Below are 21,670 nucleotides of genomic sequence, written 5' to 3'. Positions count from 1 at the left end.
GGCTTCGCCGCAGTTGCAGGCCGCTTCTGGCGCGCGGATTGCTCACCGTGCCTCGTCGACGATCGGATTGCGCAGCACGGCGAGCCGCTCGACTTCGACCTCGACGACGTCGCCGGGCTTCATCCACAGCGGCGGAGTGCGCTTGGCGCCGACGCCGCCCGGCGTGCCGCTGACGATGACATCGCCGGGCTCGAGCCGCGTGAAGGTCGAGCAGTATTCGATCTGGCGCGGAATATCGAAGATCATGTGCTTGATCTGCGCCTCCTGCACGACCTGCCCGTTGAGGCGGGTGGTAAGCTTCAACTCGGCAAGTTCGCCGAGCTCGTCCGGCGTCATCATCCACGGGCCGAACGCGCCGGTGTCCGGAAAATTCTTGCCCGGCGTGAACTGATGGGTGTGGCGCTGGAAATCGCGGACGCTGCCGTCGTTGTAGCAGGCATAGCCGGCGACATGGCCCATCGCTTCACTGCGGGAGATATAGCGCCCGGCCTTGCCGATGATGACCGCAAGCTCGCCCTCGAAGTCGAGGTCGGTCGAGACGCGCGGCCGGATGATCGGCTTGAGATGCCCGGTCTGGCTGTTGGCGTAGCGCGAGAAGATCGTGGGGTGCTCGACCTCGGCGCGGCCGGTTTCCTTCCGATGCGTCTCGTAGTTCAGGCCGACACAAAGGATCTTGTCTGGATTGGGTACGACCGGCAGCCAGATGAGCTTCGCAAGCGGGCTGGCAGCCGCTTTCGACTTGGCATCCGCAACGCCGGCGAGGGCACCTGCGAGGGCCGCCCGGAGATCGGCATAACGTGACGCGAGCACCGCCCCGACATCGAAAAAGTTGTCACCCTCGACGACGCCCCAGGTCGTCCGTCCGTCTATCGCAATGGTTGCGAGTTTCATGCTGTCTTCTCCATTCTCAAGTCCGGATTGTGCTTGCCGTGCAGGCGTGCGCTGATGTCTTGCAAGAGGTGGTCGAGCTCGGAGGCGCTACGCGCGGTGCCGAACACGTAATGGTCGGGCCGCACGATCGCGGCGACGATGCCGTGACGGTCGAACCAGCCGGCGAGCACGCCGTCGATCTCTTCCAACGTATCCGGTTTGCCGGCGCCGGCCGGCGCGATGGCCGTTGCGGGCAGATCGAGATATGCCGCGCAGAGTGAGGCGAGCAATGACGCGTCGCTGCTGCGGCCGTCGATGAACACGCGCAAGCCGAAACCGGTGACCTTGTCGAGCAGGCGGGAAGCGCCCTCGCTCGCGATCCTCGGCTGCGGAAACAGGCTGCCGCGCGCCGCGCCGTCCTGCTCCGACAGAAAGCCTGCGCGCAGTGGCGGGATGATCTCCTGTCGCGTCAGCGCGAGCGGCTTGCCGCCGCCATCGGCCAAAATTTGCGCGTCGCGACGGCGCGCGGCGGCGGGATCGCGCTCGCAGATCGACTGGCCGATCGCCTTGATCTTCCCGGTCAGCTCGATGACGTGCTGCTTGCGCTCCGCTGTGTAGCTGTCGAGCAGTGCGTCGGGCGACGTGCTCCTCAGCACGCGATCGAGCTTCCAGACGACGTTGGTCGCGTCGCGCAGGCCCTGGCACATGCCCTGCCCGATGAAGGGCGGCTGCTGATGCGCGGCATCGCCCGCGATGAGGATGCGGCCGTTGCGCCAGTTGGCTGCGACGAGCGCGTGGAAGCGATAGGACGCAGCGCGCCACAGCTCGCCGTCTTCAGGTGCAAGCCAGGGCGAGAGCAGCGACCAGACGTTCTTCGGCTGCTCCATCTGCCGCGGGTCCTCGTCCGGCAGCAGCATGATCTCCCAGCGGCGATGGTTCTTCGGGCCAATCAGGAAGCTCACGGGCCGCGCCGGATTGCAGAACTGCGCGGATTTTTGCGGCAGCTTTGCGAGAGCGTCTTGATCAACACGCACGTCGACGACGAGCCACGGTTCGTCGAAGATCAGGTCTTCGAGCGCGATATCGGCGATCTGCCGCACTGTGCTCGATGCGCCATCGCAGCCGAGGACATAGCGCGCGGTCACCATTTGCGACTGTCCATCGGCGTCTTTCAGCTTTGCTTCGACGCGGCCGGGCCGCTGCATGAGATCGACCAGCTCGACGCCAAGCTCGGCTCGCACGCAAGGGAAGCTCAAAGCGTGACGGCGCAGCTCAGCCTCGACCGGCGGCTGGCTGAACACCATGCTCGGCGTGTACCCGAGCGGGTAGGGCTTTGCGACCATGTCGATGCGGCGGATCAACTGGCCGTCGGCGCCAAAGTGCTCGGACGCGGTGAAGGGCTCGACGTAAGGCGCGATTGCGTCCGCAACGCCCATATTGTCGAAGTGACGAAAAATCTCGTGGTCGAGCGCGATCGCGCGCGGCTTGTCGTAGATGCCGGTGAGGCGGTCGATGACAAGCGTGCGATGGCCGAGGCGGCCGAGCAGGCCGGTCGCAACCGCGCCGGTCGGTCCGAAGCCGACGACGAGCACGTCGTAGTCGGTGGTGGCTGAAGACATCGTCATGCGCGCCGACCCGTGTCGAACAGCACGGAGAGCTGCGCCCTCTTGCAGGCCTCGCTCTTGGGCGGCGCGATGCCCCATTGATCCGTGCGCCCGGGCGGCCAGACCCACTCGGTCGGCCCCTTGGCACGGTAGCTGTCGTCGACCTGCAAGACTTCGGCGGTGTATTCAATGACGATTCCGGTCGGATCGACGAAATAAGCGAACACGTTATCGCCGGGCCCGTGCCGCCCGACGCCCCAGCCGATCGGAAAGCCGTGATCGATCATGCGGCCGGAGCCGCGCATCACCGACTCCAGGTCGGGCATGAGGAAGGCGACGTGGTTGAGACCATTGACCTGTGCTTCTGCAAGGACGACGGCGTGGTGATCGCTGTTGCAGCACAGGAACGCCATCAGCTTCGAGCGATCCGTCAGGCGAAAGCCGAGAACTGCCTGATAGAAGGTCGAGAGCCCTTCGATATCGGCGCTGTTGATGTTGACATGCGCGAGCCGCTCGGGCCGGTTGGCGATGATGCGCGCCGTCTTTGTGCGATCGCCATGGACGAACTCGATGCAGCAGCCCTGGGGCTCGCGGATCACGAAATGCTCGCCGCCCGATGGCGCCCGCGATGGGCCCGGCGGCGTGATGATCTCGCATTTGGCCTCGCCTGCGCGGGCGAACAGGCGATCGAGGTCCTCACGCGAGCGCACGCGAAAGCTGATCTTGCGGAGCGCTGCCTGCTCACCTTGAGTGAGTTCGAGCACGTGGAAGTCTGCACCGGTCGCTGCGAGATAGATCGTGCCGCCAGCTTCCGCGACGAAATCGAGCCCCCAGACCCTCTGGTAGAAATCGGCGGAGGTGCTTGGCCGCGGCGTCGTGATCTCGACGCTGCGCAAGGCGACCACCGGAAAATCGGACATCGGGCTTCCTCGTCTAGGCGGAGGGCGCACCCGACGCAGCCGCGGGAGCGCCACTGGACCTGTTGTTGTTAGTGAAGCGATAATATATACAAAATAGATCGTAAAGCTGAAATTTATAAATTATTGGCTTCAGGTCAGCTGCTGTACAAAAAATGTCGATGAATCAGTGGGACTTTCATGAGCTCTGACCTGTCGAACCAGAAGACGGAGCCGGCGACGCTGGCGACGAGCATCTATGCCCGCCTCAAGGCCGACATCCTGACCACGCGTCTCCCGCCCGGACGCAAGCTCCAGTCGCGCTTCCTGATGGAGCACTACAATGTCGGGCAGACCCCGCTCCGCGAGGCGCTCAACCGCCTGACCACGGAAGAGTTCGTCGTCGGCATGGAGCAGCGCGGCTTCTATGTGAAGCCGGTCAGCAAGGATGAGCTTCAGGAGCTGACCAAGACGCGCTGCTGGGTCGAGGGCCTCGCACTTCGCGAGTCCATGCAGAACGCGACCCAGGCCTGGGAGGAATCACTGCTGGTTACGCATCACCGGCTCGATCGCACGCCGCGCTCGCTTGATCCCGAAAGGTTCGAGGACAATCCGGATTGGGAGAAGGCGCATCGCGCCTTCCACGCGACGCTCATCGGGCTGTGCGGCTCACGCCCGCTGCTCGGCTTCTGCGAGCAGCTCGCCGATCGGCTCTACCGCTACCGCATGATGTCGATCGCAAAGGCCTATCCGGTCCGCAAAGTCGGCGCCGAGCACGCACAGATCCTTCAAGCTGTGCTCGACCGGAAAACGGATGGGGCTGTCGCGCTGCTCCAGCAGCACTATCAGCGTACGGCGGATGTCATCTATTCGGATCTGGAGACGGTGCTGCCAAAATCCGATGTCGCTCACGCCGCCGCCGCGCGGTAATCCGGCGCCGAGGCGAGATACCGCGCATAGGCATCCGCATCCGGCGGCAGGAAGCGCTCCGCGAGGCCCCCTCGCTTCTGCTCCTTCGCGCCGATATCGGCGATCAGCTCGTCGAAATGCCGATAGTGGTAGGGCGCGACACAGAGGCCGCCATAGACGCCGGCCGCCGGGCGCTCGACGCGCTTGAAGTGCAGCATCATCTCGATGTTGTCGCGCATCTGTTGCGCCGTCGGCTGGTTCGCGAGCTGACCGTCGGCGTAGCGCACCAGCCAGTTGGCGGCGAGGTCCGCGCAGAGCACGGTGCAGAACGACGAGTTGAAGCCGACAAAGCCCATGTCCGGCAGATCGGGATTAGCGATCAGGCGATAGAGCCGGTACTGGCCGTCGGCGTCGACCAGTTTTGACTGATAGGCCAAGGGAAGGAACGGCACGCCGAGCTTGTAGCCGATCGCGAGTACGGCGACGTCGGCCTCGACGCGCTCGCCGCCGTTCATCACGATGCTGCTGTCCTCGTAGTGATCGAACGTGCCGAACACGGCTTTGATGCGGCCGTCGGCGACCATCGGGTAAAAGCCCGGCGTTGCGATCGGCACCGAGCAGTTGACGCCGTCCTCGATCCGCTCCTTCGGTACCATCCTGCATTGCTTCAGCTTGAGCTGCGCCTTGAGCACGCTCTCCAGCCCGCGCCAGTTCGCCCAGACCAAAGGCGCCGTGACGCGATGCGCGAAGCGTGCCAGCGCGCTCGCGCCCCAGCCGGGAAACATCTGCTCCTGGGCGCGGATGTAGAGGATGCGCTTGAAGTTGACGAGCCCGCCGATGAAATAGGGGATGCGCCATACCGGCTCGCGAAACACGATCGTGACCTCGCGCGCGCCGGCTCTTACCGCGTTCACCGCGATGTCGGTCGCCGATTTCGACCCGCCGAGCACGACGACGCGACGGCCTTTGGCGATCGAAGGGTCGTTGTATTTGGAGGAATGCAGGATCTGCCCGCCCTGCGCCTTGAAAGTCTCTTCACCGGGACAGCTCAGCTCGCGCGGCTCGTTGAACTGACCGGTGCAGACCGCAACGAAATCGAAATCCTCCTTCGTCGTCGCGCCGGCCTTGTCCGACAGTGCCAGCGTCCAGCCGGGCTTGCCGTCGGCGCGCCGCTGCATGTTTTCGACCTTGGTGTTGAGGCGCAGCATGCGCTCAAGGCCATAGCTTTTCGCATAGTCGTTGAGATAGGCGTGCACCTGCTGTCCCGTCGGCCATTCCGGATAGGCCTCCGGCATGGCGCGGTCGGTGTAGCGATAGAGATCCTTCGGACTCTGCGTCTGCACCTCCGGATAGGAGCGTGCCGGCTCCCAGACGCCGCCGAGATCGGCGCTGCGCTCGACGATTGTGACCTTGTGACCGCGGGTGGAGAAGGCTTTTGCGGCGGCGAGGCCGGAGACGCCGGCGCCGATCACGCAGACATGCTTGGGGCTGACCATGGGTTTGCTCGCAAAGGGTGACGTGTTGGACGCAGCAGGTCCCGTTCGGCCGCAAAGCGCGGCCGCAGAACTTGCGACGGACGTGAATTGGACGAGGAGGCGTGCCGCCTAGTCGTTGGCCTCGGGCGGCAGGAAGTCCACCTCGTGCTGCGCCGAGATGCGCACGACCTCGGCGGGATCGGTGAGGTTGTGCAGCATGTTGAACAGCGCTTCGAGCTTCTGCATTGGCGAGACCCAGAACATCGCGCGCGCCGGCTTGTCGGACTTGTTGAAATAGCCGTGCGGGATGCCGCGCGGCATGCGCACGAGATCGCCGGCTTTCGCTTTCGTCCATTGGCCGTCGAGCTTGAGGTCGAGCACGCCTTCCTGCACCAGGATGAACTCGTCCTGGGTCGGGTGGATGTGCACCGGCACGAACTGGCCGGGCTCGCTGTTGGTCTCGAACGCGAACGTGGAGTCGCAGATGGCCTTGGGGAAATAGAGCTGCCCCAAGATGTTCCAGCTCTTGCCGCCAAAACCCGTGCCGCTTGCAGTAATGCCTTTTTCGAGTGCAGTCATGGCTCCCTCCATCAAAAGACCGGCGGGAGAAGCATCCGCCCGGGGCGAGGAGGTGTCTATCCGCTAAACGAATCTGCTGCCGTGCAGCACGACGTTTTTTCGACCCGGCTCTTTTCGGGACGGCGGAACTATTATAGGCTTAAAATAATTCGTGACGCCAAGCGTGGTCGACGATGTCCGCAGCCGAGCTGGGAATGGGCGCGTTCCGGTCCGGAGCTGAAAGGCTCACGGCTTTCGCCCGCGTTGCGACCACTGAGGTCGATGAGGCGGCCGACCAGATCGGACGCATCTTCTGTCCGCATCAATTGCAGCCGCTTCAGGGAACGGCGCCCGGCTTCTACGCCCGGCACAATTGCGCGGCATTTGACGGCTTTTCGATCAACTACGTCGCCTATGGCGGCTCGGTCACGATCGATCCCGGCTGCCTCGAGCGCTTCTTCCTGGTGCAGATTCCGCTTCACGGATCGTCGCGGATCCGCGCCGGTGCATGCGATCTCGAAACCTCGCCTGCATCGGCCGGCTCGCTGCTGTCGCCGACGATGCCGACCCGGATGGTGTGGGAGAATTGCGCCCAACTCATCCTGTTGCTCGACCGCCGTTTGGTCGAGCAGCGTGCCGCCGCGCGGTCGGGGCGTGCTATCGGCACGGTGGAGTTCGATCCGGCGATTGATCTCAATGCCGAGGCAGCGCGTAGCCTCGGGGCCCGGCTCGACGAACTGATGACGCTGGCCGAGCGCCTGGGGCCAGCCGGCCGCCTGTCCGCGATCGCCATCGCCGATTGGCGCGAGACGCTGCTCGATATGCTCCTCAATGGCCTGCAACACGGCCTGTCCGATGCGATCCGCACCTTCTCAGGGCAGGCCGAACGACTGCCGCGCGCGCTCCGCCTCGCGCGCGATTGCCTCGCGGCCAAGGCGACCGAGCCGCTCGACCTCACGGAGCTCGCCTGCGCCTCCGGCATCGGCATCCGCGCGCTTCAGCTCGGCTTCCGCCGGCATTTCGGCCTGTCGATCTCCGAGATGCTGCTCGACATGCGACTTGGCGCGCTCCACGCGCGCCTCTCGCAGGGCGCACCGGACTGCTCGATCACAGACGCCGCCTTCGATCTCGGCTTCACGCATTTGAGCCGTACGGCAGGCGCGTACCGAGAAAAATTCGGCGAGACGCCCTCGGCAACGCTGAGGCGGCGGTTGAGCTGACGCTCTGCCATTCCTCAGGCTGCTTGTCAGTGATTGGCCTGGACCTAACCGGCCTGCATTTCCAATGTTTTGATCTGACGACCGGCTTCGTCGAAATTTACATGGGATAGCCATCGCTCCAACGCTGCTTTGCGTTGAGGCCACTCGTCCTTCAGCATGGAGAACCATGCCACGTCACGCTGCCAGCCATCTACAACCGCCGCTCGTCGCCATGTTCCCTCATAGGTAAATCCAAAATTGTTGGCGGCCTTGAAGGACTTTGCGTTCTGTGCCTGACAACGCCAAACCAAGCGCTCATAACCAAGATCATCCATCGCGTGGCACATCAGCAAGAAGATTGCTTCTCGTGCGGCCCGCGTTCCCTGGAGGGGTGGCGCGAACCAAATACTGCCAATCTCGATACTGCCGTCCTCGTGGTAGACGTCACATAACGAAAGCCAGCCCTGTGGCTTCTGCCCTTTCGGAATGACAACCCAGAACGGTTGGTCGGGACGGTTGGAGAGATCGGTGAGACTCCGTTGAAGTTCATCAATATGGGCAAAGGGACCGTAGCGCAGGTAAGTGAAGCTCTCCGGCGCGGCGCTAGCGAAAGGCCAGAGGTCGGTTGAATGTTCCTCCAGCAACGGCTCCAAATCCACATAGCGACCGGAACGGGATTGCTTTATCGGCAGGGGCCAGCGGGATTCATGGATCGGCCTGCCCAAGTCTCGTTCGATTGCCATTCAGTACACCTGTAAGAGCGGTCGCGGTTTCCGTTTTGCCGAGCACCGGGATTCCGCATCTTCTGCCGTGAAGACGTTACATCTGCGCTGATCGCGCTCGCAAGGCCATGTGGAATACGGCGTGATCGTCCATGCGCCGCTCGACGCCTTGCCAACAGCTTGATAAGCCCCTCGTCCGCGAAGGAAGGGCTTGAGTCGAGATATGACCGTTGCGATCGAGATGGGGCACACGGCGGCAGGCGCCCCGGCGACTCTGGACCTTGAGGAACTGCTGGCGACTCGCCTTCTCGTGCAGGGAAATTCCGGCTCGGGCAAGTCGCATCTCCTGCGCCGGCTCCTGGAGCAGAGCGCGCCCTGGGTGCAGCAGGCGATTCTCGATCCCGAAGGCGACTTCGTCACGCTGGCGGAGCAGTTCGGCCACCTCGTGATCGAGGCCGAGGATCACACCGAGCGGGGCCTCCAGGTCGCGGGCGAGCGCGCGCGCATCCATCGTGTCTCCACGGTGCTCAATCTCGAGGGGCTGGACGCGGAGAATCAGATGCGCCGTGCGGCCGCCTTCCTCGGCGGGTTGTTCGAGACCGAGCGCGATCACTGGTACCCGATGCTTGTGGTGGTGGATGAGGCGCAGCTCTTCGCGCCGGCGGTCGCGGGTGAGGTGTCGGACGAGGCGCGAAAGCTCTCGCTCGGCGCCATGACCAACCTGATGTGCCGCGGCCGCAAGCGCGGGCTCGCCGGGGTGATCGCAACCCAGCGGCTGGCAAAGCTCGCCAAGAATGTCGCGGCCGAAGCCTCCAATTTCCTCATGGGCCGTACCTTCCTCGACATCGACATGGCGCGTGCCGCCGATCTGTTGGGGATGGAGCGGCGACAGGCCGATGCGTTCCGCGACCTGGAGCGCGGACAGTTCATGGCGCTCGGCCCTGCGCTCTCCCGCCGTCCGCTCGGCCTGCGCATCGGTGCGACCGAGACGAAACCGCGCAACGCGACCCCGCGGCTCCTGCCGCTGCCGGAAGCGACATTGGAGGACGTCCGCGCCATCATCCTCGCCGCCCCGCCGCCAGAGGCGACCAGGCCACAGCGCCGGCCGGCGCCTGACCTGCTCGGCCAACTTATGGCGGCAAAAGCGGCGACGCCGGAGATCCGCTCTGAACCGGTGGAGCAGCAGCCGAGCGCTGAGGAGCTGGCGGAGCGGCGGGAGCGCCTGGACCGCATCCTGCGCGCCATCCTGGCCGAGCCCGATGCCGGCTTCCGCGCAATCGGCGTGCTCTATCAGGAGTTTGTGGTCCGCTGCCGCATCGAAGGTCTCGGTTCGGCCGCGCCGGACCTCAGCGAATTTCGCCGCATGCTGACGCGCGCCCGCGCCGGCCTCGCGACCGATATCGCGCAGGACGACGCCTGGCAGGACGTTTCGTTGCGTGCCTCGATCCTGCCGGAGGACATGCAGGGCGTCTTCATGATGATCGCCCGCGCGGCCAAGGAGGGCTGGCCATGCCCGGGCGATGCCGCGATCGCACGCGCCTATGGCTCCCACTCGCTGCGCCGTGCGCAGCGCCTTCTCACCTATATCGAGGAGCAGGGCCTCATCGTCTGCCAGCTCGATGGCACCGGGCGGAGAATTGTGACGCTGGTCGAGCTCGCCTGGGCGACCGCACCGGGTGACCCCAATGCCGACGAGCTGTCGGCCGAGCAGGATTGCAGCAGCGCGTCGCTGTGATGCCATGACCGGAACGGCGCTCCGCTAAGGTTTAGCCGTATCCGACGTCCACTGCGTGTGACAACCGCGGCGGCCGTTGCCTTCGCAGACGAAACGGCAGGCCTCATCCATTGCGCAGTCGAGATAGAACCACACGAAATACGACGCGATCACGATGAAGGCGATCCACAGCGTGGCCTTGGTCTGTCGATCCATGTCTCAGTCCCGCGTGCGGTCATCGGATGCCTGCTTGCGCAGGAAACCATCGCGCTCGGCCTCGACGGAGTAGGGCGTGGGGATCGGATCGCCAACGGAATCCACGGCCGTGTCGAGGCAGCGGCGCAGCATGCGCGCTAGCTCTGCCTTGCGGTAGGGTTTTGTCAGAAGCGGCGCGCCTTGACCCGCACGTCCCTGCGCAGAGAGCGAGTCGTGTGCGTAGCCTGAGGTGAAGAGAACGCGCAGGGACGGCCGTGAGGCTACCATCTGTTCGGCGAGCTGCTGTCCATTCATGCCGCCGGCCATCACGATATCGGTGAACAGCAGGTCGAATTGCGCGCCTTTGGCTGCGATCGCGAGCGCCTCGGCCGCATTGGCGGCAGCAACGACTTTGTAGCCCAGGTTCTCGAGCTGGACCGTGACGTAGTTGCGGACGTCGCGGTCGTCCTCGACGCAGAGGATGGTCTCGTGACCGCCCGGCACCTTGCGCGCGTCCTCGCCCGCCGGGCGCAGCGCGCGCGTGTCGGCCTTGGGGAGGTAGATTTTGAACGTGGTGCCGCGGCCTTCCTCGGAAGCGACCTTGATGCTGCCGCCGGACTGCTTGGCGAAGCCGAACACCATGCTGAGCCCGAGCCCCGTTCCCTTGCCGACCTCCTTGGTCGAGAAGAACGGATCGAAGATCCGGTCGACGATGGACTGCGGAATGCCGGTGCCGGTATCAGTGACCTCGATCTCGACGTAGTCGCCGGCATAGCCGACGCCGACGGCCACGGCTTCGCGCACGCCGAGCACGACGTTGCGCGTTCTCAGCATAAGTTTGCCGCCCGCAGGCATCGCGTCGCGGGCATTGATCGCGAGGTTGAGCAGCGCCGAGCTGAGCTGTCCGCGGTCGACCAGCGCAGGCCAGACCTCGCGATCGAGCCTGATGGTGATCTCGATCTGCTTGTCGAACGTCGCCCGCAAGAGTCGCGTGGCCTCTTCGAGCAGGTCGTTGACGTCGATCTCGGTTGGTTGCAGCGCCTGCTTCCGTGCGAAGGAGAGCAGGCTCGAGGTCAGCGCCGCGCCACGGTCGGCAGCCTCGCTGATCAGCTTGGTGATGGTCGAAAGGTGCGGGCTGTCCTTCACGGCGTCGGCGAGGATCTCGATCGTCCCCGTGATGACGGTGAGCATGTTGTTGAACTCGTGCGCGATGCCGCCGGTGAGCTGGCCGACGGCCTCCATCTTCTGGGCCTGGATGAGTTGCTCCTCGGCGATGCGCCTTTGGGTGACGTTCCTAGCAAAGGTATTGACGATGGTGCGGTCGCCAAGACGCAAGCCCGTGCTCGACGCCTCGATCAGGATCTCGTCGCCGCCCTTGTGGACCATGACCGCTTCGAAACGCATGCCGATCGGTGTTTCCGACAATTCGCTCAAGCGCCGTTTCATGCGCTGCCGGAAGGCGGCGCGGAGCGGCCCCGGCACCACCAGCTCGACGACGTCGGCGCCGACCGCCTCGGTTCGCGTCCATCCGGACAGCGCCTCGGCCTGAGGGCTCCAGGCGACGACGACACCGTCTTCATCGGTCTGCACGAAGGCGTCGAGCGCGGTCCGGATCACGGCCTGCGTTTGCCGCGCGCTGTCCGCAAGCGCCCGCCGTGTCTTCGCCTGATCCGCATCCAGCGCCGCGGTGCGCTTGATCTGCGATCGCTCGATCACGCGCGCGCAGCCGAGCGCGAGCAGCGGGACAACAAGACCGCTTGCCAGCAGAGCGAGCAGTTGCGCCATGCCGAACCGCGCCGGATTGGCGGCGCCGCCTGTCACGACGTCGGACACAAGCAAGGTCGCGGCGGTCACGGCGGCCTGCGCAGCCATCGCGAGTGTCAGAAGCCCTCTGAGTCTCATGCTTTCATACCCAAGACTTCCGCCGCAAAAGCGGACGGACGCCGGCCGTTCTCCTGACGTGCTCGCGGAGCGAACTGAGCGACAGACTCCAAGCGGTGGACTTTCCCCAGAAAGGAACATTCCCGTCGGGATTGTAGCGCAGATGCACCGCTACGTAATCCGGGGGGCAGCACGGTCGACGCACCGTCCGGACTGCGTTTCACGCCGTCCGGGTCGGAAAGGAGCGCAGCCGGTTCAGGAGTTGACGTGCACGAAATCGCGCAGCAGCGGATAGATCTCGCTATTCCAGCGCTTGCCCGAGAACACACCGTAGTGGCCGACGCCGGCCTGCATGTGATGCACGCGGCGGTAGGCGCGCACGCCGGTGCAGAGATCCTGCGCTGCGAGCGTCTGGCCGATCGAGCAGATGTCGTCCTTTTCGCCCTCGACCGTCATCAGGCCCATGCGGCCGACCGCCTTCGGGTTTACCGCCCGCCCGCGATACGTCATCTTGCCGAGCGGCAAAAGATGCTCCTGGAAGACGTCGCGCACGGTCTCGATGTAGAACTCTGCGGGCAGATCCATCACCGCGAAATATTCATCGTAGAAGGTCTTGATGGTCGCCGCCTTTTCCCTCTCGCCCTTGGCGATGTGATTGGCGAGGTCGAGATGCTGCTTGATGTGGCGCTCGAGATTCATCGAGACGAAGGCCGTGAGCTGCACGAAGCCCGGATAGACTTTGCGAAACGCGCCGCGGCACTGCACCGGCACGTAGTTGATCAGATTGCGCTCGAACCAGGTGATCGGCTTGCTCTTGGCGAACTCGTTGACCTTGGTCGGCTGCACGCGCGTGTCGATCGGGCCGGCCATCAGCGTCAGCGTCGCTGGCCGCGACGGATGATTGTCCTCGCACATGATCGCTGCGGCCGCGAGGGCGGAAACCGAGGGCTGGCAGATCGCGACCATGTGCGGACGCGGGCCGAGCTGAGCGAGGAAGTCGATGAGGTGCTCGGTGTAGTCGTCGAGGCCAAAGCGGCCCTCGCTGCGCGGGATGTCGCGCGGATTGTGCCAGTCAGTGATGTAGACGTCGTGGTCCTGGAGCAGCGTCTTCACCGTGCCGCGCAGGAGAGTTGAGAAATGGCCGGACATCGGCGCCACCAGCAGCATGCGCGGCTGCTCGGGGCCATCGTCCTTTTTGAAATGCAGCAGCGAGCCGAAGGGCGTGGCGTAGGCGATCTCCTCCCGGATGCCGACCTCGCGATTTCCCACCAGCACGCTGTCGATGCTATAGGCCGGGCGGTCGTAGGTGATGGTGGAGCGCGAGATCAGCTCCAGCGCGGCCGACAGGCGGCCGACCACGGCACCCGACATCCCCTGCGGCACCAGGTTGAGATATTTCAGGGCAGACGAAGCCCCGGCCCGCCATGGCTCCATCAGATCCATGTGGTTCTGAAAGGCCTGATAATACATCGACATCATACTGAAACGCCCACCCTGACCCCAAGCCATCATGCAATATCGACGCCAGATTCGAGTCAATTAGCTCTGAAAACTGGCATGTCGCTTGCTGTGAAATACGGGGAAGCACAAACTGTGGGCACCGCGCAGAACGGGATGGCGGCGTCAGGAATTCAGGCGCGAGGGAAGGCCATATGGCGAAGGCGACACTGACCATCAGCAGCAAGAACTACTCGTCCTGGTCGCTGCGTGGCTGGCTTTTGACGAAATTCTCAAAGCTCGATTTCGAGGAGATCGTCACAGCGCCGGACGACCCATCCGCGCGCGCCGAGATCCTGCTCTTGTCCTCCTCGATCCTTGTGCCCTGCCTGCGGCACGAGGGCGCCACCATCTGGGACACGCTGGCGATCGGGGAGTATCTCAACGAGGTCATGCCGGACGCCGGGCTGTTGCCGGCCGACCGCATCCAGCGCGCCCATTGCCGCTCGATCTGCGGTGAAATTCATTCCGGCTTCACCACACTGCGCGCCTCGCTGCCCGTGAACCTCAAGGGCCATTTCCCCGGCTTCAAGATCTGGTCCCGGGCGCAGGCCGACATCGACCGCGTCTGGGCGATCTGGCGCGACTGCCTGGAGAAGTCCGGCGGTCCGTTCCTGTTCGGCGAGAAGCGCACCATGGCGGATGCGATGTACGCGCCCGTCGTGACGCGCTTTGTAACCTATGACGTCAAGCTCGAGCCGCGCCTCAAGGCCTATGCCGACATCATCATGGGCATGGACGAGATGCAGGAATGGATTGCGGCCGCCAAGGCGGAGCCGGCGGAGATCGAGGAGCTCGAGGTCGAATATTAGGCGGTCTTTCGGGGGGCTGCCCGTTTGTGCGGCGCGATTAACCTTTGCCGCCGGCCGCGGGGCTTTGCCCGCGCGCGGCTTTCCTTGATCTGGTACGTCGATGCGGCGCAGCATCGACATCTAGGGGTGAACAGGTCGACAACGGAGCCCGGCGGCTGATTCGGACGCGATTCGTTCGGTCAGCGTTCCGAACCTTAAAATCCGGCCAGGCTCCGTCGCATTTCGAGACAGTCAGTCAGCCTGCTTCCTACACGGCACCCGTCTGTTTCACTCGCGGCAGGCGCCAACCGATCACGGTCGCCTCGACGGCGATGCCCGCTTCGTGGTTTTGCCAGCGCCCGCCGACGTAGCGGCAGGCGAAGGGCAGCTGGTAGGTTCCACTATGATCTTCGCAAAGCACTTCGACCGGCATCCCCGACGGTGGTTCTCCCTCGCCATTGAATTCGGCCAGACGTCTTTCGCGCGTTGCCATTCTAAATAATCTCCCCTCAAAAAGAACGCGAACAGATCCGCCCCACTCTTCGCGTCCGTCGTTATTCCTCCATATCGAGGAACCGCCCAAGCTCAACGCGAGAATGCGGTGCCAGTATGGTATCGTTGCGTGCCTGCGTACCGTCTGCGCAATTTGCCGTGATCGATGTTCTCGTGAGGAACCTGCATGCCGGGCCGGAATGTTTCGCTATGTGTCGTGATTTTGCTGCTTGTGATGATGTCAACGGAACACATCCACGCGCAGGATGTTCCCGGCATCGAGATCTGCACGGTCGAGAAGACGTGGGAGCGGCGGACGAGCTGCCTGCAAAGCAATGTCGACTTTCTCCAGAAGACGATAACCAAGCTCACCCTCGATCATCAGCAAAAGATCGACGCCGCCAATCGCCAGATCGACGCGTTGAAAGCGACGGTGGCGGGTTTGCAGAAGGCGCTCGGCGATCTTCAGGCCGCGCAGACGAAGATGGCGGAAGATCTGAAGAAGAAGCAGGACGCGCAGGCCGTGAAAGATGCTACGCCCGCGAAAGAAAAGTAGGGTGGGCAAAGGCGCGCCTGCGCCGTGCCCACCATCCTTCCACGATTGCGACGAAAGTGGTGGGCACGCTTCCGCCTTCGCTCTTCGAGCTACGGCGGGCAAGTCGCTTTGCCCACCTTACGAAACCGCATGTGGGCGATAGCAATCCTGATCAAGCGTGGCGTCTGCCATTCGTGCACCATCGCCACGCTTCGAATGAGGACCTCTAGTTCATGAACCCAGCCCAGCGCGCACTCTGGTACATCGAAAGCCATCTTGCCGAGCCGCTCACGCTCGACGAGATCGCCGAGATCGGCGGCGTGTCGCGCTTCCATATGGTGCGCGCGTTTGCGGCAGCGACCGGCCTTCCGGTGATGCGCTACGTGCGGGCGCGGCGGCTCACCGAGGCCGCGCGCGACCTGGCGCGTGGTGCGCCGGACATCTTGTTGCTGGCGCTGGATGCGGACTACGGATCCCACGAAGCATTCACACGCGCGTTCCGCGATCATTTCGGCGTGACGCCCGAAGCGGTCAGAGCGGCGACGTGCGTCAAACACCTCAAGCTTCAGGAGCCGATCCTCATGGATTCCACCATGCTCGACAATCTTGCACCACCCCGTTTCGAAACCGCAAAAGCGTTCCTCGTCGCAGGCATCGCCGAGCGCATCTCCTGCGACAACGGAGCCGCCATTCCGGGCCTCTGGCACCGCTTCCACCAGGAGGTTGCGGATATTCCCGCGCGCATCGGAAACGTCGCGTATGGCGTCTGCTACAACGGCGATGATGCCGGCAATTTCGACTACATCGCCGGCGTGGAGGTCTCCGATTTCTCCGACCTGCCGCGGCGCTTCGGTCGCATTCGCATCCCCGAGCAGCGCTATGCGGTGTTCACCCACGCCGAGCACGTCGCCTCGATCCGCCGTACCGTCAATACGATCTGGAATCAGTGGCTGCCGGCATCAAGCCTGAAGGCCGCTGACGCGCCGAACTTCGAGCGCTATGACGAAAAGTTCGATCCCAAGACCGGCCATGGCGGCTTCGAGATCTGGGTGCCGGTGAAGGAGTAGCATGATCCGGGCCCGAAGGGCCGCTAGCGCAAAGTGCGCAGCGGTTTTCCGAAGAAGATCATGCTCAAACAACAATCTAAGGTGCGATGACCGATCTTATCGCGCTTTAGCGCGCAACGCTGGCATACCCGGCCGCTTGCTTGGCAAGCGGGAGCGACTTTGCCATAACCGCGTGCAAATCTTGCGTGCGGGGCCGACGTCTCCCGCGCAAGCCATAACAAGCCGCCGGGAGGCCAAAATGTCCGACGTTCGCGTCCTCGCCACCGATCTCGAATTTCCGGAAGGGCCGGTGGTGATGCCGGACGGCTCGGTCGTGCTGGTGGAGATCCGTGGCCAACGCTTGACGCGCGTTTATCCCGACGGACGGAAAGAGATCGTCGCGAAAGTCCCGGGTGGGCCGAACGGCGCGGCGCTCGGTCCCGACGGCAAGATCTACATCTGCAACAATGGCGGCTTCTCCTGGATCCCGGCCGGCAAGATGATCATGCCGGGGGCACAGCCCGACGATTATCTGGGCGGTTCGATCCAGCGTGTGGATCTGCAATCGGGCAAGGTCGAGACCGTCGTGACCAAATGCGGCGAGCATGATTTGCGCGGTCCCAACGATCTCGTCTTCGACCGGCATGGCGGCCTGTGGTTCTCCGACCTCGGAAAGCGTCGTGCGCGCGATATGGATGTCGGCGGAATGTACTATCTCAAGCCCGGGATGAGCGAGATCGTCGAGGTCGTGCACGGTGTGCTGCCGGCGAACGGCATCGGCCTGTCGCCAGACGAAAACACCGTCTACATCGCGGAGACGCCGACCGCGCGGCTGTGGGCTTATGAGCTCTCTGCGCCCGGCACGCTGAAGCCGCGCGAAGTGATCTATCGCGGCGAGCGCGGCAAGCCGATTGCGGGGCTCGGCGGCTACCAGATGTTCGATTCGCTTGCGGTCGAGGCCAACGGCAATGTCTGCGTCGCGACCCTCGTCTCGGGCTGCATCTCGGTGATCGCGCCGGACGGCAAGCTGGTCGAGCAGGTCCCGACCGGCGACCGCGTCACCACCAACATCGCCTTTGGCGGCCCTGAGCTCAAGACCGCCTATATCACGCTGTCCGGCAAGGGTGAGCTGATCGCCATGGACTGGCCGCGCAGCGGTTTGCCGTTGAATTTTTTGAATAAGTGACAATCGCGTAAAACGCGATTGTCATCCCGGGGCTATGCGGAGCATAGAACCCGGGATCTCGAGATTCTCAGGTGCGCAAGTGCGCACCACAGTTCGGCTCTTCGAGCCGCCCCGGAATGACTATCATGAGGAACGACAGAATGCCTTGGCCTGATCCCGTCACCCTTCGCGGCGAGCATGCGCGGCTCGAGCCGCTGTCGCAGCAGCATTGCGACGCGCTCGCGGAGGCCGTGAAGGACGGCGAGCTCCAGAAGCTCTGGTACACCGCGATCCCCGCGCCCGAGAATATGGCCAAGGAGATCCACCGCCGCCTGGGCTTGCAGGCCGCAGGCTCCATGCTGCCCTTCACGGTGTTCGACGCCGAGGGCAAGATCGTCGGCCAAACCACCTACATGAACATCGATGCCGCCAACCGCCGCGTTGAGATCGGCTCGACCTGGTACGCCAAGAGCGCGCAGCGCGGGCCCCTCAACACGCAGTGCAAGCTGCTGCTGCTCACCCATGCCTTCGAGCAGCTCAACTGCATCGCGGTCGAGTTCCGCACGCATTTCTTCAATCACCAGAGCCGGCGCGCGATCGAGCGCTTAGGGGCCAAGCAGGACGGGATATTGCGCAGTCACCAGGTGGCGCCGAACGGCACGCTGCGCGACACCGTGGTCTACAGCATCACCGCCGCCGAATGGCCGACGGTGAAGTCGCATTTGACATATCAACTCAACGACAAGCCGCGCTGAGGCGGTTCGAGGCAAGATGGACAGATTCGACTATGTGATCGTCGGCGCCGGCTCGGCCGGTTGCGTGCTCACCAACCGCCTGAGCGAGGATCCGAACACCACTGTGTGCGTGCTCGAGGCGGGCCCGAGCGACTGGCATCCCTACATCCATCTTCCGGCAGGCTTCATCAAGACCTTCCATATGAAGAGCATCAACTGGGCCTACCAGCAGGAGCCGGGGCCCTGGACCGGCGGCCGCAGCATCTATGCGCCGCGCGGTAAGACGCTCGGCGGCTCGTCCTCAATCAACGGCCACATCTACAATCGCGGCCAGAATCTCGACTTCGACACCTGGGCGCAGATGGGCAATCGCGGCTGGAGCTATGCCGACGTGCTGCCTTACTTCAAGCGGCTGGAGAAGCGTGTCGGCGAAGGGGAGTCGCTCTATCGCGGCCGCGACGGCAGCCTCACCGTCACCACCATGGAGTGGCGCGATCCGCTCTGCGAGGCCTTCATGGAAGGCGCGGTGTCGCTCGGCATTCCCCGCAACCCCGACTACAACGGCAGGACGCAGGAAGGCGTGTCCTACTGCCAGCGCACCATCGAAAACGGCCTGCGCGTCTCCGGCGCAACCGCGTTCCTAAGGCCTGCGATGAAGCGGCCGAACATGCATGTGCACACCCATGCGCACGCGACCGAGATCGTCTTCGAGGGCAAGCGCGCGGTTGGCGTGCGCTACATGAAGGGCGGCCGCGGCGGCACGCAGATCGAAGTGCGCGCCAATAAGGAAGTGATCCTTGCCGGCGGCGCATATAATTCGCCACAACTGCTTCAGCTCTCCGGCATCGGCTCGCCCGATCTCTTGCAATCGCACGGCATCGCGGTACGCCACGCGCTCCCGGTTGGCGAAGGCTTGCAGGACCATTACGCGCCGCGCACGGTGGCGCGGGTCAAGGACATCAAGACCATCAACGAGCTTCGCCGCGGCTGGCATCTCTGGGTCGAAGCGCTGAAATGGGCGACGGCGCGGCGCGGCTTGCTGTCGCTGTCGCCGACCATGGTCTATTGCTTCTGGTATTCGGGTGAGAGCCCGGATCGCTCGGACCTCCAGCTCACCTTCACGCCGGCGAGCTACAAAGAGGGCGTGCAGGGCCAGCTCGAGGACGAGCCCGGCATGACGGTCGCCTCCTGGCAACAGCGGCCCGAAAGCCGCGGCTATGTGCGCATCCGCTCCAATGATCCCTTTGCGCCGCCGATCATCCAGACCAATTATCTCGACGCCGAACTCGACCGCCGCGTCATCGTCGGCGGCATGAAGCTCGCGCGCAGGCTTTTGAAGTCGGGGCCGCTGTCGCCCTACTACGCCTACGAGGATTTCCCTGGGCCGAACATCAACACGGATGACGAATTCCTCGCCGCAGCCACCGAGCGCGGCACCACCACCTTCCACCCCGGCTGCAGCTGCCGCATGGGCCCGGCGGAGTCGACCTGGGCCGTGGTCGACGACCAGCTCCGCGTCCACGGCCTCCAGGGCCTGCGCGTCGTCGACGCCTCGGTGATGCCAAGGATGATCTCGGCGAATCTGAACGCCTCCACGATGATGATCGCCGACCGCGCGTCCGATCTGATCCGGGGCAAGACGCCGATGGAAGCGGCGAACGTGCCGGAAAGCGCAGTCGCGTGAGGGCGCCACTTCGTCGGGTGGGTTAGCGAAGCGAAACCCACCTCTTTGCTTCCCGCTTGGTGAGAGAAGTGGTGGGTTACGCTGACGCTAACCACCCCACGGTTTCTTCAGCAAGCTCGCAGATGGTACCGCGCTGTCGACCATCGAGTGGGTCTCGACGTTAGGCATTGAGCTGGAGTCGTGCCGCGGAGATAGTCTGGATTGCTTCGCTGCGCTCGCAATGACGAGCTTGGGGCACGCGCGCTCCACAATCTCGGTGTCATCGCCCGCGAAAGCGGGCGATCCAGTATTCGAGAGGCGGCGGTGGGATACGGAGAGGCCGCGGCGTACTGGATTCCCCGCTTTCGCGGGGAATGACAGCGGCGTTTGAGGCTACAACAAAGCTTTTATTGCGAGCTTGCGCCTCAGACCTCCCGCCGGCTCAGAAACGCCAGCCGCTCGAACAGATGCACGTCCTGCTCGTTCTTGAGCAGCGCGCCGTGCAGCGGCGGGATCAGTTTGCGCGGGTCGCGCTCGCGCAGTTGCTCGGGCGTCATCTCTTCGTTGAGCAGCAGTTTCAGCCAGTCGAGCAGCTCGGAGGTCGATGGCTTCTTCTTCAGGCCGGGCACCTCGCGCACCTCGAAGAAGATGCGCAGGGCCTCTTCCACCAGGCGCTTCTTGATGCCGGGGAAGTGGACGTCGACGATTCGGCCCATTGTCTCGGCGTCGGGGAACTTGATGTAGTGGAAGAAGCAGCGGCGCAGGAACGCGTCCGGCAGCTCCTTCTCGTTGTTGGAGGTGATCATCATGATCGGGCGCTGCTTCGCCTTGATCGTCTCGCCGGTCTCGTAGACATGGAATTCCATGCGGTCGAGCTCGAGCAGCAGGTCGTTCGGAAACTCGATGTCGGCCTTGTCGATCTCGTCGATCAGCAGCACCGGGCGCTGCTCGGCGGTGAAGGCGTCCCACAGCTTGCCGCGCCTGATGTAGTTCTTGATGTCGGAAACGCGGGCGTCGCCGAGCTGGCTGTCACGCAGGCGCGACACCGCGTCGTATTCGTAGAGGCCCTGCTGCGCCTTGGTGGTGGACTTGATGTGCCAGGTCAGAAGCGGCGCGTTCAGCGCTTTGGCGACTTCCTCGGCCAGCACCGTCTTGCCGGTGCCAGGCTCGCCCTTCACCAGCAGCGGGCGCTCCAGCACGATCGAGGCGTTGACGGCGACCTTGAGATCGTCGGTCGCAACATAGTCCTTGGTGCCGGTAAACTTCATCGCGCGTCCTTGTCGGTCATCGGGCGAGGTGCACCTCCGCCACAACATGGGAACGGCCGCTTCGAGCGGCCGTTCCGGGTTAGGTCAAGCTTTTCAGGCCCGTTTTATCAGCGAAAGGATGACCAGCACAATCACCGCGCCGATGGTGGCGTCCAGGATCGAGCCGAATGTGCCGGTGGCGAGCCCGATGCCGAGCTGCGGCAGGATCCAGCCCGCGACCAGCGCTCCGATGATGCCGACCACGATATTGCCGATCAGCCCAAATCCCGCCCCGTGAACAATTTTCCCCGCGAGCCAGCCGGCGATCGCGCCGATGATCAGCGCTGCGATAATTCCCATGGCAAAGATCCCCAAAAACCAAGCCTCAAGTGCAGCAATTCTAGAGCAAAAAGCCCCCCGGTCCATGTTGAATCATTGCGCGCTCGAACTCGGTTCATTCTCCCCGACGTGGAGAGG

General features: G+C 63.9%; 21 protein-coding genes. 9 read left to right on the top strand and 12 right to left on the bottom strand.

The window, feature by feature from the left end:
* Positions 1 to 42 precede the first annotated feature (42 nt).
* From SO139_RS13650 to SO139_RS13640, 3 genes are read right to left on the bottom strand one after another with little or no spacing between them, the layout of a single operon-like run.
* Positions 43 to 891, bottom strand: coding sequence for a fumarylacetoacetate hydrolase family protein (locus tag SO139_RS13650; protein WP_474801297.1), 849 nt, complete (start codon positions 889 to 891; stop codon positions 43 to 45).
* Positions 888 to 2,495 (bottom strand): bifunctional 3-(3-hydroxy-phenyl)propionate/3-hydroxycinnamic acid hydroxylase, encoded by a 1,608-nt coding sequence (locus SO139_RS13645; RefSeq protein ID WP_449383120.1) that lies wholly within the window; start codon positions 2,493 to 2,495, stop codon positions 888 to 890. The genes SO139_RS13650 and SO139_RS13645 overlap by 4 nt, the downstream gene beginning before the upstream one ends.
* On the bottom strand, positions 2,492 to 3,394 hold the full coding sequence (locus SO139_RS13640; RefSeq protein WP_449383119.1) for a VOC family protein: 903 nt from the start codon (positions 3,392 to 3,394) through the stop codon (positions 2,492 to 2,494). Before SO139_RS13640 ends, SO139_RS13645 begins: the two co-directional genes overlap by 4 nt.
* Before the next feature lie 177 nt (positions 3,395 to 3,571).
* On the opposite strand from SO139_RS13640, the gene SO139_RS13635 reads away from it, so the two are divergent.
* Entirely contained in the window at positions 3,572 to 4,300 is a 729-nt protein-coding gene (locus SO139_RS13635) for a GntR family transcriptional regulator (RefSeq protein WP_449383118.1), read from the top strand.
* On the opposite strand, the gene SO139_RS13630 is transcribed toward SO139_RS13635, so the two are convergent.
* Positions 4,279 to 5,775 carry a flavin-containing monooxygenase gene (locus tag SO139_RS13630; protein ID WP_449383117.1) on the bottom strand — a complete coding sequence of 499 codons (1,497 nt, stop codon included), beginning with the start codon at positions 5,773 to 5,775 and terminating at the stop codon, positions 4,279 to 4,281. The genes SO139_RS13635 and SO139_RS13630 overlap by 22 nt on opposite strands.
* 108 nt (positions 5,776 to 5,883) lie before the next feature.
* On the bottom strand, positions 5,884 to 6,333 hold the full coding sequence (locus SO139_RS13625) for a cupin domain-containing protein (RefSeq protein ID WP_449383116.1): 450 nt from the start codon (positions 6,331 to 6,333) through the stop codon (positions 5,884 to 5,886).
* 173 nt (positions 6,334 to 6,506) lie between these two features.
* On the opposite strand from SO139_RS13625, the gene SO139_RS13620 reads away from it, so the two are divergent.
* Positions 6,507 to 7,532, top strand: a complete 1,026-nt coding sequence (locus SO139_RS13620) for an AraC family transcriptional regulator (RefSeq protein WP_498540167.1) — start codon at positions 6,507 to 6,509, stop codon at positions 7,530 to 7,532.
* A 44-nt stretch (positions 7,533 to 7,576) separates the two neighbouring features.
* Here the strand turns inward: SO139_RS13620 and SO139_RS13615 are convergent, their stop codons facing one another.
* Positions 7,577 to 8,254, bottom strand: coding sequence for a GNAT family N-acetyltransferase (locus SO139_RS13615; RefSeq protein WP_474801293.1), 678 nt, complete (start codon positions 8,252 to 8,254; stop codon positions 7,577 to 7,579).
* A 202-nt stretch (positions 8,255 to 8,456) separates the two neighbouring features.
* Here SO139_RS13615 and SO139_RS13610 point away from each other — a divergent pair, with 202 nt between their 5' ends.
* Positions 8,457 to 9,968 carry a helicase HerA domain-containing protein gene (locus SO139_RS13610; protein WP_449383113.1) on the top strand — a complete coding sequence of 504 codons (1,512 nt, stop codon included), beginning with the start codon at positions 8,457 to 8,459 and terminating at the stop codon, positions 9,966 to 9,968.
* Between the two features lie 24 nt (positions 9,969 to 9,992).
* On the opposite strand, the gene SO139_RS13605 is transcribed toward SO139_RS13610, so the two are convergent.
* The 3 genes from SO139_RS13605 to SO139_RS13595 all read right to left on the bottom strand — a co-directional run bounded on the left by SO139_RS13605 (position 9,993) and on the right by SO139_RS13595 (position 13,502).
* Complete coding sequence (locus SO139_RS13605) at positions 9,993 to 10,163, bottom strand: hypothetical protein (protein ID WP_449383112.1); 171 nt, start codon at positions 10,161 to 10,163, stop codon at positions 9,993 to 9,995.
* A 3-nt stretch (positions 10,164 to 10,166) separates the two neighbouring features.
* On the bottom strand, positions 10,167 to 12,044 hold the full coding sequence (locus SO139_RS13600; RefSeq protein ID WP_449383111.1) for an ATP-binding protein: 1,878 nt from the start codon (positions 12,042 to 12,044) through the stop codon (positions 10,167 to 10,169).
* Between the two features lie 234 nt (positions 12,045 to 12,278).
* Complete coding sequence (locus tag SO139_RS13595) at positions 12,279 to 13,502, bottom strand: polyhydroxyalkanoate depolymerase (protein WP_449383110.1); 1,224 nt, start codon at positions 13,500 to 13,502, stop codon at positions 12,279 to 12,281.
* A 173-nt stretch (positions 13,503 to 13,675) separates the two neighbouring features.
* Here SO139_RS13595 and SO139_RS13590 point away from each other — a divergent pair, with 173 nt between their 5' ends.
* Positions 13,676 to 14,332, top strand: coding sequence for a glutathione S-transferase family protein (locus tag SO139_RS13590; RefSeq protein ID WP_449383109.1), 657 nt, complete (start codon positions 13,676 to 13,678; stop codon positions 14,330 to 14,332).
* A gap of 247 nt (positions 14,333 to 14,579) precedes the next feature.
* On the opposite strand, the gene SO139_RS13585 is transcribed toward SO139_RS13590, so the two are convergent.
* The gene (locus SO139_RS13585; protein ID WP_449383108.1) at positions 14,580 to 14,804 is read right to left on the bottom strand and encodes a hypothetical protein; all 225 of its coding nucleotides are present in this window, start codon (positions 14,802 to 14,804) and stop codon (positions 14,580 to 14,582) included.
* Between the two features lie 234 nt (positions 14,805 to 15,038).
* Between SO139_RS13585 and SO139_RS13580 the strand changes: the two genes are divergently transcribed.
* From SO139_RS13580 to SO139_RS13560, 5 genes are all read left to right on the top strand, one after another.
* On the top strand, positions 15,039 to 15,359 hold the full coding sequence (locus SO139_RS13580; protein ID WP_449383107.1) for a hypothetical protein: 321 nt from the start codon (positions 15,039 to 15,041) through the stop codon (positions 15,357 to 15,359).
* Between the two features lie 212 nt (positions 15,360 to 15,571).
* Complete coding sequence (locus SO139_RS13575) at positions 15,572 to 16,405, top strand: AraC family transcriptional regulator (protein ID WP_449383106.1); 834 nt, start codon at positions 15,572 to 15,574, stop codon at positions 16,403 to 16,405.
* Between the two features lie 238 nt (positions 16,406 to 16,643).
* Complete coding sequence (locus tag SO139_RS13570) at positions 16,644 to 17,570, top strand: SMP-30/gluconolactonase/LRE family protein (protein WP_449383105.1); 927 nt, start codon at positions 16,644 to 16,646, stop codon at positions 17,568 to 17,570.
* Positions 17,571 to 17,710: 140 nt separating this feature from the next.
* Positions 17,711 to 18,304, top strand: a complete 594-nt coding sequence (locus SO139_RS13565; protein ID WP_449383104.1) for a GNAT family N-acetyltransferase — start codon at positions 17,711 to 17,713, stop codon at positions 18,302 to 18,304.
* A 16-nt stretch (positions 18,305 to 18,320) separates the two neighbouring features.
* Positions 18,321 to 19,967, top strand: coding sequence for a GMC family oxidoreductase (locus SO139_RS13560; protein ID WP_474801287.1), 1,647 nt, complete (start codon positions 18,321 to 18,323; stop codon positions 19,965 to 19,967).
* Between the two features lie 404 nt (positions 19,968 to 20,371).
* On the opposite strand, the gene SO139_RS13555 is transcribed toward SO139_RS13560, so the two are convergent.
* Positions 20,372 to 21,214 (bottom strand): AAA family ATPase, encoded by an 843-nt coding sequence (locus SO139_RS13555; protein WP_449384626.1) that lies wholly within the window; start codon positions 21,212 to 21,214, stop codon positions 20,372 to 20,374.
* A gap of 93 nt (positions 21,215 to 21,307) precedes the next feature.
* Positions 21,308 to 21,553 carry a GlsB/YeaQ/YmgE family stress response membrane protein gene (locus tag SO139_RS13550; protein WP_449384625.1) on the bottom strand — a complete coding sequence of 82 codons (246 nt, stop codon included), beginning with the start codon at positions 21,551 to 21,553 and terminating at the stop codon, positions 21,308 to 21,310.
* Positions 21,554 to 21,670 lie beyond the last annotated feature (117 nt).

Source organism: Bradyrhizobium sp. UFLA05-89, assembly GCF_059803475.1.
Note: the sequence above shows the minus strand (reverse complement) of the source record. Positions and strands in the feature narration are given on the sequence as shown.